Below are 15568 nucleotides of genomic sequence, written 5' to 3'. Positions count from 1 at the left end.
TATTCCAGCGGAACAAGCAAACCATTGACCTAACGAATAAAACAAAACAGAAAGCATTTATTAATCCACTCGATAAAAATAATTCTTACAATTAAGCGTGTTTATTCGTTAATAATATTGTTACTCAACGGCATAATAGTCACGAATCCATTCAACGAGTTAGGTTATGTTCTGCAAGCGCCTTTTGGCATTGGTTTTACCCATTTCTGTTATCTTTTCTACGCACGCTGAAACCTTTGGTGAGCGAATAGAGCGCATCGAGCAAGAAAATGCATTAGCGAAAACAATCAGCGAGACACAGGCTGAGCTCATACAGAAGGTAGTACAAACCAACCATTGCGCCAAAGTAGCATTAGTCCATCATCATCGGATTTTAGGCCAATACAAAAAGCCAACCTCATCTTCTGAACTATTCGTTAAATGGCGAGAGCTAGGCAAGAAACTAGACAGCAAATATGAGACGAATTACCCGGGCTATCCCAAGCATGTATTTCAAGAATACCCAACCGCTTCAAGCAAGGTTGATGGTTATCTCTTTGCCCTAATCGACAATGGTTTGAATGAAAAGTCATGGATCGCCAAAGAGTTCAAGCAGTGCAAAAACAATAAGCTAATCTCAAGAACCTAGCTTAGATTTGATGGTCAGGGCTTCCCCGAAAAGAAGCCCTTTTAACAAGTGCAATCACTTTCAATATCCGCCTAATAAAGTAAGAACAGCCCTTCATAGCCACCTATCTCTATTTGCGTGACATACTCTCCGATGTTGCCGTTTGCATCGACAGGCTTCATCGGTACGTCTAATACAATCGTCAGTTTCTCTGCCTCATAATAACTCGCGTTCTTACCGTTGAAATCCGTACGGTACAACACTCGCCCCTTATCAAACTCTCTCGCCAACACCATATCTTCAGGGCCACCAGCCACAACTGTTCGCTCAGACTGATGTAAGAAATAGGTATACGTAGGCAATACGTGTGTGATTCCATCGGGTAAGTCTGCATGTACCATTTCATTCATCGAGGAATCACCCACAATGGTGTAATCCGCAGGTACAGGCGTAGTTGTCGAAAGCATCAAGGGAATGGCTTCGAAGCCTTCGGGAATAAAATTGCTGGGTTCGCCCAAATCGACCGCCAATAACGCACTTGGTTGATAAGCGACATTTTTCGGTACGCCACTCTTCCAGAAATTATCCTGTGTGGTGTTGTCACTCCCATAAACATAACCATTGTTCCACTGGTAGAAATAGCTGTGTTGCGAATGATGATTCAAGTAATAAATCGCCAATGCTGAGTATTGGTCTTGTCGCCAGTTTTGTTCAGAACCACCAAAGAACTGAACACGACCGAAACGCGTTGTCGCTTGAAAGATCACGCTTTGATCGGCATACGCCAATGCCGAGTTATCCCAAAATTTTGAGATACCCGAATAGCCGCTAAAACCAGTCGATGGGAACACGTAGTGCTCCCTGAAATATAAAGAACCCGCCTCCACAAGGTGAGATTGACCATTACGCCCAAGTAAATTGGCGGTCCCAATATTCAAGCCTATCAAGGCATCACGATTGAGAGTTGCGAGGCTTTTTAAGAAAGCAGAGAATTGCGCTTTATAAAGGTCATCGGCATCAGTAGAACCCGCCACCAATCCTAGCTCTTGCACCGTGCCACCAGAATGAACATAAAACTGATTTGCACCAAGCAGCTTGTTGGTGTCATCGTTATAAGCACCATTCAGCCCCTGCTCTGCCCAGTTCTTCTGATAATAAGCGTGAACCGCCGATAGGTAATTGAGATCGGCAACATTAGCCAGCGCCCATGACGAGCTCTGACTCCACATTCGGCCAAATGGCACCACGCGCGACTCCCAACGAAATCGAGCGGTGGCATTTTTATTGGTGCGATTTTTATACTCACTTTGTGACAAGTAGTTGTCTTGATTCAAATCGGCAGACACATCAAAACCACGGATCTTACGCCACTGGCTGATAGCATTCCCATCAGGCGTTGTTTCAGGTGCATCGGTTAACTTCACCACAGGAAAGCTGTTTCTATGCTTCACTTCTTTGAGGCGCGGTCTGTCATTGGCGTTATCACCTTGCCAACGAATTCTCATCACATACAAACGCCCACCGTCACGCACAAAAGTAGAACCGAAATATTGGCCTCCGCCATAGCTAGCGCCACTGCCGTCATGGGTTGTCGCCCTTACCCAATCAGATGGAAGGTTCCACAACACAGATTGATTCTTGGTCATATTGAGGGTTTTGTCTTTCTTCAGCTCCAACGTAGACCATTGTGATACCTGCCCATGGGCATCAACTTCTGTTGGATACTCAAGCCAAAATTGACCACCAGAGGCAAACTGAGAGAACTTCAATGTCAGCCTATCGAACTGCTCTGCGTGATACACATAAAGCGCACCACCTTGCTCGAAGTTTTCAAACACATCCGCATCCCAAGGCGGTTCTTGATAGAGCCAAAACCCGGCATGATCTTCACTTGCTGTGTAACCGACGATCATAGGTTTTCGATTAAGAAGGGTATTTTCACCGTGGCTTTTGTCGACTTCAGCAATCACCGTGTCTTCAGCGAAATGCAGAAAGAAGTCTTCATAATTAGCACCGTTTAGCGCTGCGTTATTGCGAAGATCGTTTTCTAACCAGCCAGAGTTCATCTCCAACTTTTGGTTGTACATATAACCAATCGCAGTAATTCGCTCATTGTCGGTTTTGTCTGCATAAGAGCCAAACACGATGTCATTGTTTGTGATTTCCCAATCAATGACATCCGTTGCCGACATTGGCGAATCGCTTAAGTCGACACCTTGCTGATGTGATCCGGGCAATACAATCGCTTTACCAGCAGCAAAAGCGTTACTAGCAGTTAGGTAGAATGGAATGAGTGCTAGTAACCATAAAATGTAGGGGTTCATCATTCAGTTTTCCTAATCGATACTGTCGTTTCTCAAAAATACGAGACGAAAAGTCAGCCAACTTACGTGTCAATTTAGGAATCAAAATACGAAAAAAGTATCGGTTAGAAACATGTATTGATCAAGCCCTCATCGGTTCAGTGTCTCTTACCTCTAAAAATACCTCCTAATACATATGTAAAGTCAGCACGTTAGAACGAAAGCTAAAAACTTATAATCTTAATTTTGCTGACAAGCTAAGTATTCCAGAGTCACGATTCTCGGCTTCACTTTTTCTCATTATGAGAATTAAATCGAACGAACAGTGAACGCACGATGACTAAAAAGGCAATTCAGTTTGGGAGAAGTTAATCTTATTGATCGAAGGAAAATGGAAAGCGGGAATTGGATTTACTGCATCTAATCTCAGTTTCAATGCCACTCTATTGAAACTCAATTGGGATAGGTTAGTCTCTGAAGCTATATAAGATTAATGGCAATAAAGAGTGGTAAATAAAGCAATGTACGTTGACTATCATAAGCGGCTAATTCCCGTTGTCCGTTATCTAGAAAAGCACTTTAACGAGCCGCTCAACCTAATCGAAGTCGCGGCATTAGCCAACTTTTCACCCTACCACTTTCATCGCACTTTTAAGGCCGTTCAAGGCGAGACCCTTGCTGATTTCATTCGGCGATTGAGGCTAGAAGCGGCAGCGAATGATCTCTTCAAATCCAAGCAACCCATTATTAATATCGCATTGGACTATGGGTTCTCGTCTTCTCAAAGTTTTGCCAAAGCATTCAAACAACACTTTGGTGTCACACCGAGTGCCTTCCGTGATTGTGAAGATTACCAAGCGTTCAGCGAGCTCACTCGAAATAGCAAGATTGGACACACGTTGCGCAAGAATGGAAACGATGCAGTGGCAAGCAATTCATATACTGACTCCGAACGAACAACATGGAGTATGACAATGAAAACGCAACAATTCGAACCATCAAAACTAGCGTATGTACGAGTGACTGGCCCTTACGGACAAGGTTATGAAGAGCCAAGCGGTCGTCTTTACCAATGGGCCGAAATGAAAGGGTTAGCAGGTAACAGCTGCATCTTTATCTATCATGACAATCCAGAAATCACTCCAAACGATAAATGTCGTACTGACATCTGCTTGATGGTGTCAGAAGACACTGAAGTACCAAGTGGGATCGAATTGAAAGATTTTCCCGGCGGACAATATGCCGTAATGCGCCAAACCATCACCGAGTCAAGCCAATATGCTAAAGCGTGGGATGACCTAATGAGTAAGGTTATAGAGTCCGGCCTAGAAACCGAAGACCGACCTTGCTTTGAGCTTTACCACAGCTACGATCAACAGACTCAACATTCAGACGTTAGCTTCTGCACTGCAATTAAATAATAAGAGTAAATACAGTAACAAAGCCTACCTCGTGTAGGCTTTCGTCCTTTGGTTAACTAAAGCTTCTTAAAGTCTATGGTTCCACTTCCCTTGATGGTCACGGTCGCAATTTTCTTGTGTATCGTAGCTGATGTGTTTATCGACATTCTTCAGTGTAATTCCTACCTTACTGAACGCCTTTTGGATGGTCATAGAGACTTCTTGTTGGCCTTCTCCCTCCAGGAAATTCGTCCTGTCTTGATTGGAATCGAATACACAAACGATTTTTAAGCTTTGTGGAAAAGAAGATAAATTGACCGTATGAGTTACCCAAAGAAAACCATCGTAGCCTTTCAACGTATCTTCACACACGTCAGTTAGCACGTCTCTGATCTGATTTTCGATCTTCTTATCTGATTTACGCATGAAGTAGAATCCTATTTAACACCTTAAAAAATAAGGTTTTTTTCAGTCAATGTTGTCTTAACCGATATTGGACACTGTGGCTGTTTCAAATGCAAAGTATTTATTGAGGATGATAGGCTAGAGGGGTTAGAGAAACGCCTCATGCTTGATAGTTTACGAGGCTACCAAGTATGAGGTGTGTACAGGATTTAGCAAAGAAACTAGCTAGCCGCTTGTTCCCAATCCGTCAGTAACTTCATGATTACGCGAGAGTATTGGTGAGTCGCCATGGGTGTTGCCAGTTGTGTGTCACCTCGCTCAACTGCTTGGCGAATATTACGCACTTGATAATGAAATCCATCGCCTTGCGCTTCGACTTTCACTTCACGTGTCGACGTTTCGTAAATCTCAACCGTGAATGTATTGTCTTCGGTCGGTAGCCATGGGTTGGTGTCGAGCGTGATGCAGCCTTTGCTACCTAAAATGGTAAAGCCATGCTTTAAGCCGTGGTCTTCTGCAGTATGGATTTGCGCAGTGAACTGGCCATTGAAGCGCATCATCGCCGATGATTCACAGATATTGCTATCTTGACCACGTCGACCGATTGCTGAGATCTGCAGATCATTAAACACACTTTCACCAAACTGGTGTTGTGCGACAGAGTGAATCAGCGACATTGGGTAACAACCCAAGTTGTACAGTGCACCTTTGCTCGCAGGGTTCACGAACTGATCTATCGCCGCCACGTATGAGCCTTGAATTGAACGTACTTCACCAATCTCACCTGTAGCTAATTCTTGATGAAGCTTGGCGATCAATGGGTGATTTAAGTACATCAAACCTTCTGCAAAAAATACACCCGCTTCTTCTACGGCTTGTAGAGCTTGTTCGGTTTTTTCCATATCAACCGATAACGATTTTTCACACAGAATCGCTTTGCCTTTTTGAGCGGCTTTAATCACGTATTCGTGGTGAACGTGGTTAGGTAGAGCGATGTAGATAATGTCGACCGACTCGTCTTCAATCAAGGCTTCATAGCTGTTGAAAGTTCGTGTTGGTTGATACTGCGCGGCAAACTCATTGAGAGTTTTCTCTGTGCGACCAGCAACGGCATACAGTTCACTTTGATCATCGCCTTTAATCGCATCCGCCATTACGCCTGAGATAAAGCTGGTTCCTAGGATTCCCCATTTCATGGCTTACTTCTCCTGCTCTTTTGATTCAAGCTGCGTTTCGAACGCTTGAACTAACTCGGTAATATCACGCTCGATAAACGCTTGCGTATGAGGCATTACAAAGTGCTGATTAATCGCTTCGCGGTTAACGTATTGCTCGAGCAAGATCACGCGATCGCTTTGGTTTTGAGCATAGGTTGCTATTGCTTGTAGGCAGCCCGATTCGCTCTGCATGTCTAAGCAAAACTGTTCGATGGCTTCAACTGCAGCCTCACGTTCAATGTTGGTTTTAATCTTAAGTTCGGCAGTAACAAAGATGGTTTCGTTTGTTTGAGGCATTTCGCGCTCTAATTTTAGTTAATTATCGGTTTGTCATTAATATAATTAACCCCTAATAATTGATAAACTCACCTTTTGTTTATTATTTGTCAACCTAGAGTGTTCAATGGATAAGTTAACCAGCATGAAGGTCTTCGTTTACGTAGTGGAACAAGGCAGCTTTCGTAGCGCCGCCAACCACTTCAACCTGTCGGCGACCATGATCAGTAAGCATGTCCATCATCTTGAAGCGAGCCTGAACTCTCAACTGATTCATCGCACTACACGTAAGCAGTCTCTAACCGACTCGGGGCAGCTTTATTATCGAGAATGTAAGCGAATTCTCGAAGACATCAGCAATGCTGAAAACCTGATTCAAACCTTAGAAAACCAACCTCAAGGCACGGTAAAAATAAACTGCCCAGTCACCTATGGGAACAAGGTGCTTGCGCCAATCGTGGCGAAGTTCCTTGCCAATAATCCGACGATTAATGTCGAACTCGTGCTGAATAACGATCTTGTCGATCCTTATTCCTCCGATATTGATTTGATTGTGCGAATTGGTGACCTGTCTGACTCCAGTTTAGTCGCCAGATATTTAGGGGATTACGAGATGTGTTACTGCGCAGCTCCAGAGTACCTTAACCAACACACAGAAATCCGCGTATTGGAAGACCTTACACAGCACCCATCGCTTGGGTTCAGTTATAGCAGCCGTCGTGATGTGAGTGGCCGAGATGCACAAACGCGGAGTGCGCAAAGCATTGAAACGCAACACCTAACCTCTCAGAACCACCAAGCAACGCATAGCGCGGTGAATAAAGGGCAAGTGCGTTTGATATCGAATAATGGGGATGTGTTGCGATATGCCGCCCTGCAAGGCGTGGGCGTGTTATTGCAGCCAACTATTTTAGTGTCAGAAGAGATAGAGCGTGGAGCACTATTAGAAATCCTACCCGGTATGGCACCTTTGCCTAAGCCGATTCACTTGCTCTACAAAACCAAGCAATTGTCGTTGAAGAACAGAACCTTTGTCGAATTCTTGTTGGCCGAGCTTGCTGAATAACAGGATGGTTTATGTTTAAGCAGCGATGAACGTTAAATCATTTGCCAATGACTCATCAGGCGCTTGCCAAGATCAGAGGGCGTGGTGTTATGGACGACCATCTCATCGCATTGGTTGAATACCATGAAGTGCTTAAGTTCATCGCATAAGGCATGAACGAATGATTCATGTTTTTTGATTCGATCTTCCACAACCAAGTTGCGAATATTGAGTAGCCCACTCTTCCTATCAACTTTGCAATCCATTCGCGCCACCAGCTCACCCTGCCACAAAATCGGCAAACTAAAGTAACCAAACTGGCGCTTGGCTTCTGGAACATAACACTCAAGAAGATAATCAAAGTTGAACAGTGATTGCATTCGCTTACGTTGAATCAACAGGTTATCGAACGGAGACAGTATCTTTAACTTGGTTCGAGATAAAGGCTGATTTAGCAGTTCAAACGCATTAGGTAACACGTAGTAATCAGAACCTTGAACACTCACTTTCATCACTTGTTTGTCTTCAAACATCTGCTGGAGTGTCTTCTGTATCAGTGGTTTGGTGTTCTTAAGGAGATAGCTCATTTCCGATGCGATTCCCACACCGTTCGCTTCTAAATAACGCGTGATCAGATGCTCGATATACTTTTGTTCCGTTGGTTCAGAGGTATCAATGCCACTCGGCAAAACTCGCTCGGTTAGGTCATACACCTTATGAAAGTTCACTCTGCTTGGCACCATTAAGTCACCTTGCATAAACAAAGTCTCTAGCGCCTGTTTGGCAGGTTTACCCCCCCATCCGCCGGGGTTGGGTCTATACCCTTCGAAGTCTTTCGCCATCAATGGCCCTTCGCTCTCAATACGCTTGAGAACATGCGCCATGAGGGCATCGTCTTTTTTATACCAATGCTTGAGCTTACCGCTCGCAAACCCATTCTTTCGATGCAGGCTGAACCGGTAATCTCGCATGGGTAAATACGCGGCGGCGTGCGACCAATACTCAAACACCTCTCGACGCTCTAACAGCTTATCCAGATGATTCAGTTGGTAGTCTTGATTGCGATTCCAAAGCGTGTGGTGGTGAGCTCGCTGAATCACGGAAATGGTATCAATTTGTACATAGCCAAGGTTTTCAATCGCAGACAGAGTATTCGCCAAAGCGCCCCCATTACGTTGCTTTTTGGGCGGCAATTTTTGCGAAAGCAGTACAATTTTTTGTGCTTGAGCGAGTGAAAGTGATTCCATGAAATTCAGACTCTAATTGATAGCAATGATCAGCTTATGATTCCGCAATAAGCTCTTGAAGGATTTGCTTATACGTTTCGACCGTTTGCGCGCCTGTCACTGCACTCTTACGGTTAAACACCACAGTAGGAACCGCAGAGATGCCCATGCGTTGCCATTCAAACTCTTGCGCTTCAATTTGCTTTAAGTTGTCGATGTTCTCCAAGCGTTTCAGTGCCTTGGTTGAGTCTAAACCAACCGCTTCAAGTTCTTGCGCGATAACCTCAAGATCAGACAGATCTTTCTGCTCTGAAAAGTGAGCTGTAAAGAAGCGTAGTTTTAACTCAGTTTGTTTGCCGTGAGCGAGAGCAAAATCAAGCAGCACATGTAGGTGACGTGAATTCACCATTCTCATACTGTCATAGAAATTGAAATCGAACCCAACCGCTTGACCACGAGCCGCCAGTTGCTCACGTGAGCGCTGACTTTCTTCTGCACTAGAACCGTATTTTCTCATGATATGCTCACGCAGGTTTTCACCCTCTTGCGGCATATCGGGATTCAACTCAAACGGCTGCCATTCAAGTTCAATCGGTTGTTCTAAGCCAAGTTCTGAGACGGCTTGCTCTAGATTTTTGTAGCCGACCACGCACCAAGGGCACATTACGTCAGAAATAATATCGAGTTGAAGTTTCTTGCTCATAATCTTTCCAAATCTCGTTGCTAAGGCGTATCCAATTCGCAGTGAATACCCATCTTTCGGATTAGACTACAACAAAATGAACACTCGTTCAAATATCAACATATTCGCTCTCAAATAACTCAGATTTCTCTCAATTAGCCTTTGACTTAAAGTTAACTTTAAGTTGTAGAGTGATACGAAACAGAGACGATGAGACAGATATATGAAAAGAAAAACACCACCCTACCTTACCGGACGCTTCTTTGATGGCATTAGCTCAGGGCTATTTATGCTAGCACTTCCGTGGTTAATGCTAGCAACGCCCAATATGGGGACTTTTGTTGCGCTCACCGCCCTAGTTTGTACGATCACCACTTTTCTCGCTACGCCCTATTTTTCAGCGTTGATCGACCGCCATTCTCGTAAAAATATTTTGATCATCGCGCAAGTAATCCAGGCTTCAACCGCATTTATTGTCGCTGCAATTTACTGGTTTGGCGTCGGTTCTATTGTCGTCTTGGGTGCTGCTCAAGTCATTTTTTGGGTTTCAAGTAGCCTCGCCTGGCACACCAACAATGCCTTTACGCAAGAAAATTACGATCACCATGAATATGCCAAGATCTCGAGTCATCAAGAGATTATTTTGCAGTCGACAACTTTGGGTGCTGGCGCTCTTGGCGTTGTATTACTCGAGCAGTGGAGCATTATTGAATTTGCGATTTTTGCAGGTATTGCCTCGAGTATTTCAGCGATAAGTTACTTGATGACACCTTACAGAAGACAAATCACGGAGAGTGTGAATACACCATTCAAGCAGCAATTGATCGAAATTAAAGATGTGTTCTCTCAATCGCATCAATTTTATGGTTTCCTGATTGTTTCTTGTCTCTCATATCCGATGGTGACCTTTTTAAGCCGCTTAATTCCGATTTGGTTTTCAGAACTGAATATCACCGGAGACTGGCTTGCACTTTACAATATCTCTCTCGGCATGGGGGCACTGATTATTGGGGTATCTTTACCACTGATCCTGAAGTCCGCATCTCACAAAACAATCATCCAAATAGCGATGTACATCATCGGACTCTCTCTATTGTTGATGAGCCAAGCAGAGAATCCCGCATATCTTATTGTTCTTACTTTCATTTTCGGTGCATTCAACGCGCTCAATAGAATCGCCCGAACCAACTGGATGCACCATGCGGTAGCAATAAAACAAAGAGGAAGAGTAGATGGAGGGCTTGCGCTATTCGCTACCTTAACTCAGAGCTTAAGTTATGTGTTGATTGCTGTATTGGCGCAAGCCGATGCGATTATTTATGGTTTTACCATTGCTGGAGCCGTGGTTCTGGCTGCCACATTTTGGATGGGTAAACTTAGCAAACAAATCAAGCCTGAATGTACCTTCACGAATCAATGTTAAGGCGAGTTTTCAAATTCGGAATTTCCAATAAAAAAGCCGGCTCATGTTAGTGAGTCGGCTTTGATAAAAATCTAAAAAGGATTTCAAACGTTACGCGAGAAGCTTCTCCAACACTTGGAATACGCCCGCATCAACATTACTTGGCGCGCCAAAACGAGCTATCTCTTTTAGTTTTGGATGTGCATTTTCCATCGCATATGAGTGGTAACTTTCTTTAAGCATCTCGTAATCATTTAGGTAGTCGCCAAAGCTCATGGTCTGTTCGTAAGTGAAACCTAATGTGTTTTGTAGATGTTTGATTGCCGCCCCTTTTGAAGCCTCAGCATTCATTACATCCAACCAAATTTTTGCGCTTACAACCACTTGGTAATTTTCACCAAACTTAGCGTCAATGCTTGGGTTTACTTTCTCTTGTGAGCCGTCAAAGTGGCAAATAGCAACCTTAATAAACTCATCTTCGACCGCCAACAGATCTTCTACTTGCTCGCGGCGATGATAGTACTTAGAGATCTCTTCTAGGGCACGCTCGTCTTTGGTTTCGATGTATGCCGACTTCTTACCACACAGCACAACATGAGCGCCTTCAATGGCACGCGCTTCTTTGATAATGTCTTTAATTGCATCTGTATCTAGTAAACAGCTGTAGAGTTCTTCACCTTTATGCATCACTAATGTGCCGTTTTCAGCAACAAATATCATGCGATCTTTAATAGGGGCAAAAGTTTCCATTAAGCTGTAATACTGACGACCCGACGCTGCAGCAAAGATAATGTCTTGAACTTCTAGTCGCTCGTAGAGGTTAAAAAATTCCGGGTCTAATTTTCCGTGTTCATTAAGCAGAGTGCCGTCCATATCAGCAGCGATAAATTTGATGTTCTGTTGTGGCATTTCAGAGCTTACCTATAAATATAAATAAAATTGTAAATTATGATTTTTCGTTATCTTGGGTAACGGTTCTGCGTTCGATTATATCGCTAGAGTAGCCAGTGAGTGCAATGCTTTTCGGTAAGCTTCTTTGGTTGAATCTAAGCTTAAATCTAATACACCAAATTCACTCCTTACGATTAAACCTTCAATGAAAGTAATGACCGATTCACTGCGCAGATCAGATGTTGCAGTACCTACCTCTCCACCACCGCTAACGACCTTTAGAATAATGCTCTTGAGCCATGATTTGTGCTGTTGTGCAAGCATCGCAATGTCATCTTCCGATTCTTTAAATTCGGCGAGTGCATGCATGAACATGCAACCTTTGAAGTCGGGTTGTTCAAACCATGCAAAATGCCAATCTAACAGCGCATCCAATTGGTTTTGCAATCCAGAAATGGATGCAAGTGCCGCCTCTAAACTCGACTCAAAACGCTGATGACGCCTTTCCAACACCGCTTCAATCAGCTTGGTTTTAGAACCAAAGTGACGATACATGGATGTCTTAGAAACCGCTGCCTCATCTCGGATCATATCCACCCCAACAGCGGTATAGCCAAACTGGTTAAACAAAGATTCAGCCACATCCAAGATTAGTTCTTTCTTACTCATCCTATCCACTCGTTCAATTAGGGTCGCAAAATTTCACGTTGTAAAGAGTGTACAGATCTGTATCATTCAAATCAAACAGTACAGATCTGTACACTTTTATTTTCTACTCACAGGCGAGGAGTTCGTGATGATAAAAAAACTGATCGGTGGAGGAGAGCTACCTCCAAAAGCAACATTGAACCAACTAATGAAGGCCTTTATCGGTGGTTCGGTAGGTATATTGATCTTGTGTTTACTGGCTGAACAGTCACAAGTGCCTTGGTTGATGGCACCGTTCGGCGCGACTTGTGTGCTGTTGTTTGCAGTACCAACCTCGCCGCTTGCTCAACCACGCAACATCATTGCGGGCCATTTCATTTCAGCCGCAGTCGGGCTCGCGGCGTTGTATGGCTTCGGTGATTCTTTTTAGTGATGTCGGTAGCAGTGGGTAGCGCGATATTTTTGATGCTGTACTTTCGAGCGGTTCATCCACCAGCAGGCGCTAACCCGATCGTTATCGCGTTAGCAGGCACATCGCTGGTCGATTGGACCTTCTTGTTTACGCCCGTTCTAGTAGGCAGTGTCGCGCTCGTTTTGGTTGGCGCTATGCTCAATAACACCTCGACACAACAACGGTGGCCGCTGTATTGGGTAGGAAAGTAGAACTGAGCACTTATTTCTAACTCGCGCAGTGATCACTAAATTGGTCTTAATCATAGGTGTGAATATCGAATACTTGATGTTTAAGTTTTACGACTTTTAAAATTCGCGTTGACCGTCAAAAGAAATAGGCTTACTATTAATCGTCTTTTAACGATTAATAGTAAGTGAGCCACCTAAGTATGACTGCAACATGCCAAGCAACAGAAAGCTGTTCTCTACCTCTTCCGCCGAGTAACGCTGAAGCAGAAAAAGAAATGGCTGCGTTAGCGAAAGCGCTCGCTCACCCGGCAAGAGTACGTATATTGAGTATCCTTTCAACGTTAGAAAAATCGGGCGGTTGTTTGAACAGCGACTTGGTGAGTGAATTGGGTTTGGCGCAATCAACAGTATCCGAGCACCTAAGAATCTTGAAAACCTCTGGTTTCATCACTGCTGAATCAATACCACCGAAAATGTGCTACCGCATTAATCGAGATAATATTCAGCAATTTGAGACGCTAATCGACACCATTTTGAAATAGATTCATCGCGCTTAGTTTGTCGAATACAGGATAAACTAAGCGTATTTTTTTATTCTTCAATATCGTTTTTCGACGATTGACGATATCAGCTAAAGAGAAAATATCATGAAACCAAAGTTAGGTTTTCTAGATCGCTACTTAACACTGTGGATCTTTATTGCGATGGGGCTTGGTGTATTACTTGGCACCTTGTTCCCACAAATCGAACAGTGGAACGAATCAATGTCTGTTGGCACAACCAACATTCCACTGGCAATTGGTCTTATCTTAATGATGTACCCACCTCTGGCAAAGGTTAACTACAACCTGCTAGGCACCGTGGTAAAAGATAAGAAAGCGATCAAGCTATCTTTGATCCTGAACTGGCTTGTTGGCCCTATTCTGATGTTCGTGTTGGCACTGACTTTCTTGGGTGATCACCCCGGTTACATGGTCGGTGTGATTCTGATTGGTCTAGCTCGTTGTGTGGCTATGGTACTGGTTTGGAACGACATTGGCGGCGGTAACAAAGAGTACGGTGCGGCATTGGTTGCTCTAAATAGTGCATTCCAAGTAGTGAGCTACAGCTTCATGGCGTGGCTATTCATCAGCGTTCTTCCACCAGTATTTGGTTACGAAGGCATGATGGTTGATATCTCGATGATCGATATTGCACATAGTGTTCTTATCTATCTAGGTATCCCATTCCTAGCGGGCTTCCTAAGCCGTAAGATCCTTGTGTCGATGAAAGGCGAGCAGTGGTACAACGATGTGTTCATTCCACGCATCTCACCAATCACACTGATAGCTCTACTGGCGACTATCGTTTTGATGTTCAGCCTAAAAGGCGAGATGATTGTTGAACTGCCAATGGACGTACTGTTGATTGCTGTTCCACTGACTATCTACTTCACAGCGATGTTCTTCATCAGCTTCTTCATTAGTAAAAAGATGGGCATTGAATACGACAAGAACGCATCTATTGCCTTCACAGCGACAGGTAACAACTTTGAGTTAGCTATTGCCGTAGCAATCTCTGTATTCGGTATCAACTCAGACCAAGCGTTTGCAGGCGTTATCGGTCCACTGATTGAAGTACCTGTACTGATCTACCTAGTGAACGTTGCGCTTAAGATGAAAGACAAGTATTACAACGGTCAAACCGTAAAGCCTAGCATCTAGAGCTACAGCGAACAAAAAGTGGCATCACTTGAAATAGAAAGGCTCACACGTTAAACGGTGAGCCTTTTCTTTATAAAATCTCGTACAATTTAAGTTTCGTCCAGTTTACGTTTCGTCCAATAAGCCTTTCAAAGCTTGTTCAAGCCAAAGTAGCGCAGGTCCTTTTGAGCGTGTTTTAGACAATACAAGATCAACGGGTGGCGACCATGTTTTGTGATCGAATGAGACATTAATCTCCACTAAACGTTGCTTATCCAACTCCTCTTCGACAAGGTGTTTAGGTAAATATGCCCAACCAATATCACTGCCGAGCACTACCTCTTTGATAACAATAAAGCTGTTCGACCACCATACCTTTCCGGCAATCAGCGGAAACTGATCCATCACCTTACCTTTGTCTCCCCTCAACATTAACTGACGATGCGGGAGTAAGTCAGAGAGTTTCGCAACACCTGTTTTTGCGAGCGCATGACTTGGATGACACACAGCAATAAACGGTAAGTGACCGATAAAGCATGGCTCAGAACCGACATCAAAAGCCAAATTGGTAAACATCAATCCAATGTCGGCCCTCTCTTCTACAATTAACGGATTGACCTCTGTCGTGGTACACGCAACCAGTTCTACTTCGGTCGCAGGGAATTGTTGACTGAACTCACTCAGGATTTTAGATAGGTTCGGGACCAATAATGAATCATCTAATGCAATTTTGATGAGCCCTTCTTCACCGCTACCCATCGCATTAACCGTCACATTCAGATCTTCAACCTGAAGCACGATCGCTTTCACCTGTTTAAATAACTGCTCGCCAGCTTTGGTTAGTGAAGGCTTTCGAGTCGAACGATCAAAAAGCTCAACATTAAAATCTATTTCAAGATTACTGATACCTTGGCTCACCGCCGATTGCACTTTGCCCAGTTGACGAGCACTGGCAGAAAATGACCCTAATTCAACGGCATACACAAACATTTTTAGCTGTTCAATGTTGTACATTCGGTGTCTCCCAACACTTACTATCACTATATGTGATGCTAAATATCTTTATATTATCACTTAAATAGATATTATCTAGCCAAGTCATTAGCCCATAGAGGCTAGAAAAACATAAAGAGAGTAAAGAG

Annotated in this window: 15 protein-coding genes and 1 pseudogene; 7 read left to right on the top strand and 9 right to left on the bottom strand. The window is 43.8% G+C overall.

Annotation, left to right across the window (positions count from 1 at the left end; translation table 11 throughout):
* Window positions 1–166: 166 nt before the first annotated feature.
* Window positions 167–628 carry a hypothetical protein gene (locus ITG10_RS19625; RefSeq protein WP_017630153.1) on the top strand — a complete coding sequence of 154 codons (462 nt, stop codon included), beginning with the start codon at window positions 167–169 and terminating at the stop codon, window positions 626–628.
* 71 nt (window positions 629–699) lie between these two features.
* Here the strand turns inward: ITG10_RS19625 and ITG10_RS19620 are convergent, their stop codons facing one another.
* A complete protein-coding gene (locus tag ITG10_RS19620) occupies window positions 700–2931 on the bottom strand; it encodes a hypothetical protein (RefSeq protein ID WP_026084171.1) in 2232 nt (743 codons plus the stop codon).
* Between the two features lie 500 nt (window positions 2932–3431).
* Here ITG10_RS19620 and ITG10_RS19615 point away from each other — a divergent pair, with 500 nt between their 5' ends.
* Window positions 3432–4331, top strand: coding sequence for a GyrI-like domain-containing protein (locus ITG10_RS19615; protein ID WP_017630151.1), 900 nt, complete (start codon window positions 3432–3434; stop codon window positions 4329–4331).
* 66 nt (window positions 4332–4397) lie between these two features.
* Here ITG10_RS19615 and ITG10_RS19610 read toward each other — a convergent pair whose 3' ends face one another.
* From ITG10_RS19610 to ITG10_RS19600, 3 genes are all read right to left on the bottom strand, one after another.
* Window positions 4398–4736 carry a hypothetical protein gene (locus ITG10_RS19610; RefSeq protein WP_017630150.1) on the bottom strand — a complete coding sequence of 113 codons (339 nt, stop codon included), beginning with the start codon at window positions 4734–4736 and terminating at the stop codon, window positions 4398–4400.
* 200 nt (window positions 4737–4936) lie between these two features.
* The gene (locus ITG10_RS19605) at window positions 4937–5911 is read right to left on the bottom strand and encodes a Gfo/Idh/MocA family oxidoreductase (protein ID WP_248387087.1); all 975 of its coding nucleotides are present in this window, start codon (window positions 5909–5911) and stop codon (window positions 4937–4939) included.
* Between the two features lie 3 nt (window positions 5912–5914).
* Window positions 5915–6229: an antibiotic biosynthesis monooxygenase gene (locus tag ITG10_RS19600; protein WP_017630149.1), complete on the bottom strand. Its 315-nt coding sequence runs from the start codon at window positions 6227–6229 to the stop codon at window positions 5915–5917.
* A 106-nt stretch (window positions 6230–6335) separates the two neighbouring features.
* Between ITG10_RS19600 and ITG10_RS19595 the strand changes: the two genes are divergently transcribed.
* Window positions 6336–7274: a LysR family transcriptional regulator gene (locus ITG10_RS19595; RefSeq protein ID WP_248387086.1), complete on the top strand. Its 939-nt coding sequence runs from the start codon at window positions 6336–6338 to the stop codon at window positions 7272–7274.
* Between the two features lie 32 nt (window positions 7275–7306).
* Here ITG10_RS19595 and ITG10_RS19590 read toward each other — a convergent pair whose 3' ends face one another.
* Together ITG10_RS19590 and ITG10_RS19585 are read right to left on the bottom strand one after the other, a co-directional pair.
* Window positions 7307–8500 carry a crosslink repair DNA glycosylase YcaQ family protein gene (locus ITG10_RS19590; protein ID WP_017630148.1) on the bottom strand — a complete coding sequence of 398 codons (1194 nt, stop codon included), beginning with the start codon at window positions 8498–8500 and terminating at the stop codon, window positions 7307–7309.
* Window positions 8501–8534: 34 nt separating this feature from the next.
* A complete protein-coding gene (locus ITG10_RS19585; RefSeq protein ID WP_017630147.1) occupies window positions 8535–9182 on the bottom strand; it encodes a DsbA family oxidoreductase in 648 nt (215 codons plus the stop codon).
* A gap of 202 nt (window positions 9183–9384) precedes the next feature.
* Between ITG10_RS19585 and ITG10_RS19580 the strand changes: the two genes are divergently transcribed.
* Window positions 9385–10584 carry an MFS transporter gene (locus tag ITG10_RS19580; protein ID WP_017630146.1) on the top strand — a complete coding sequence of 400 codons (1200 nt, stop codon included), beginning with the start codon at window positions 9385–9387 and terminating at the stop codon, window positions 10582–10584.
* 90 nt (window positions 10585–10674) lie between these two features.
* Here the strand turns inward: ITG10_RS19580 and ITG10_RS19575 are convergent, their stop codons facing one another.
* Window positions 10675–11472 (bottom strand): Cof-type HAD-IIB family hydrolase, encoded by a 798-nt coding sequence (locus tag ITG10_RS19575; protein ID WP_017630145.1) that lies wholly within the window; start codon window positions 11470–11472, stop codon window positions 10675–10677.
* Between the two features lie 78 nt (window positions 11473–11550).
* Complete coding sequence (locus tag ITG10_RS19570; protein ID WP_017630144.1) at window positions 11551–12123, bottom strand: TetR/AcrR family transcriptional regulator; 573 nt, start codon at window positions 12121–12123, stop codon at window positions 11551–11553.
* Between the two features lie 127 nt (window positions 12124–12250).
* Here ITG10_RS19570 and ITG10_RS19565 point away from each other — a divergent pair.
* The 3 genes and pseudogenes from ITG10_RS19565 (at window position 12251) to arsB (ending at window position 14447) form a co-directional block, all read left to right on the top strand.
* A pseudogene (locus ITG10_RS19565) lies at window positions 12251–12765 on the top strand (HPP family protein).
* 179 nt (window positions 12766–12944) lie between these two features.
* The gene (locus ITG10_RS19560; protein ID WP_017630143.1) at window positions 12945–13286 is read left to right on the top strand and encodes a winged helix-turn-helix domain-containing protein; all 342 of its coding nucleotides are present in this window, start codon (window positions 12945–12947) and stop codon (window positions 13284–13286) included.
* A gap of 105 nt (window positions 13287–13391) precedes the next feature.
* Window positions 13392–14447, top strand: a complete 1056-nt coding sequence (arsB, locus tag ITG10_RS19555; protein WP_017630142.1) for an ACR3 family arsenite efflux transporter — start codon at window positions 13392–13394, stop codon at window positions 14445–14447.
* 105 nt (window positions 14448–14552) lie between these two features.
* Here the strand turns inward: arsB and ITG10_RS19550 are convergent, their stop codons facing one another.
* A complete protein-coding gene (locus ITG10_RS19550) occupies window positions 14553–15440 on the bottom strand; it encodes a LysR family transcriptional regulator (protein ID WP_017630141.1) in 888 nt (295 codons plus the stop codon).
* Window positions 15441–15568 lie beyond the last annotated feature (128 nt).

The organism is Vibrio sp. ED004, from assembly GCF_023206395.1.
GTDB lineage: Bacteria > Pseudomonadota > Gammaproteobacteria > Enterobacterales > Vibrionaceae > Vibrio.
This window is presented reverse-complemented; position numbering and strand designations above follow the sequence as displayed.

Bases quoted from the DNA above. Each gene is read 5' to 3' on its own strand.
- ITG10_RS19585 (WP_017630147.1), bottom strand. From the start codon at position 9,182: ATGAGCAAGAAACTTCAACTCGATATTATTTCTGACGTAATGTGCCCT.
- ITG10_RS19580 (WP_017630146.1), top strand. From the start codon at position 9,385: ATGAAAAGAAAAACACCACCCTACCTTACCGGACGCTTCTTTGATGGC.
- ITG10_RS19575 (WP_017630145.1), bottom strand. From the start codon at position 11,472: ATGCCACAACAGAACATCAAATTTATCGCTGCTGATATGGACGGCACT.
- ITG10_RS19625 (WP_017630153.1), top strand. From the start codon at position 167: ATGTTCTGCAAGCGCCTTTTGGCATTGGTTTTACCCATTTCTGTTATC.
- ITG10_RS19595 (WP_248387086.1), top strand. From the start codon at position 6,336: ATGGATAAGTTAACCAGCATGAAGGTCTTCGTTTACGTAGTGGAACAA.
- ITG10_RS19590 (WP_017630148.1), bottom strand. From the start codon at position 8,500: ATGGAATCACTTTCACTCGCTCAAGCACAAAAAATTGTACTGCTTTCG.
- ITG10_RS19610 (WP_017630150.1), bottom strand. From the start codon at position 4,736: ATGCGTAAATCAGATAAGAAGATCGAAAATCAGATCAGAGACGTGCTA.
- ITG10_RS19615 (WP_017630151.1), top strand. From the start codon at position 3,432: ATGTACGTTGACTATCATAAGCGGCTAATTCCCGTTGTCCGTTATCTA.
- ITG10_RS19570 (WP_017630144.1), bottom strand. From the start codon at position 12,123: ATGAGTAAGAAAGAACTAATCTTGGATGTGGCTGAATCTTTGTTTAAC.
- ITG10_RS19550 (WP_017630141.1), bottom strand. From the start codon at position 15,440: ATGTACAACATTGAACAGCTAAAAATGTTTGTGTATGCCGTTGAATTA.
- ITG10_RS19620 (WP_026084171.1), bottom strand. From the start codon at position 2,931: ATGAACCCCTACATTTTATGGTTACTAGCACTCATTCCATTCTACCTA.
- arsB (WP_017630142.1), top strand. From the start codon at position 13,392: ATGAAACCAAAGTTAGGTTTTCTAGATCGCTACTTAACACTGTGGATC.
- ITG10_RS19600 (WP_017630149.1), bottom strand. From the start codon at position 6,229: ATGCCTCAAACAAACGAAACCATCTTTGTTACTGCCGAACTTAAGATT.
- ITG10_RS19560 (WP_017630143.1), top strand. From the start codon at position 12,945: ATGACTGCAACATGCCAAGCAACAGAAAGCTGTTCTCTACCTCTTCCG.
- ITG10_RS19605 (WP_248387087.1), bottom strand. From the start codon at position 5,911: ATGAAATGGGGAATCCTAGGAACCAGCTTTATCTCAGGCGTAATGGCG.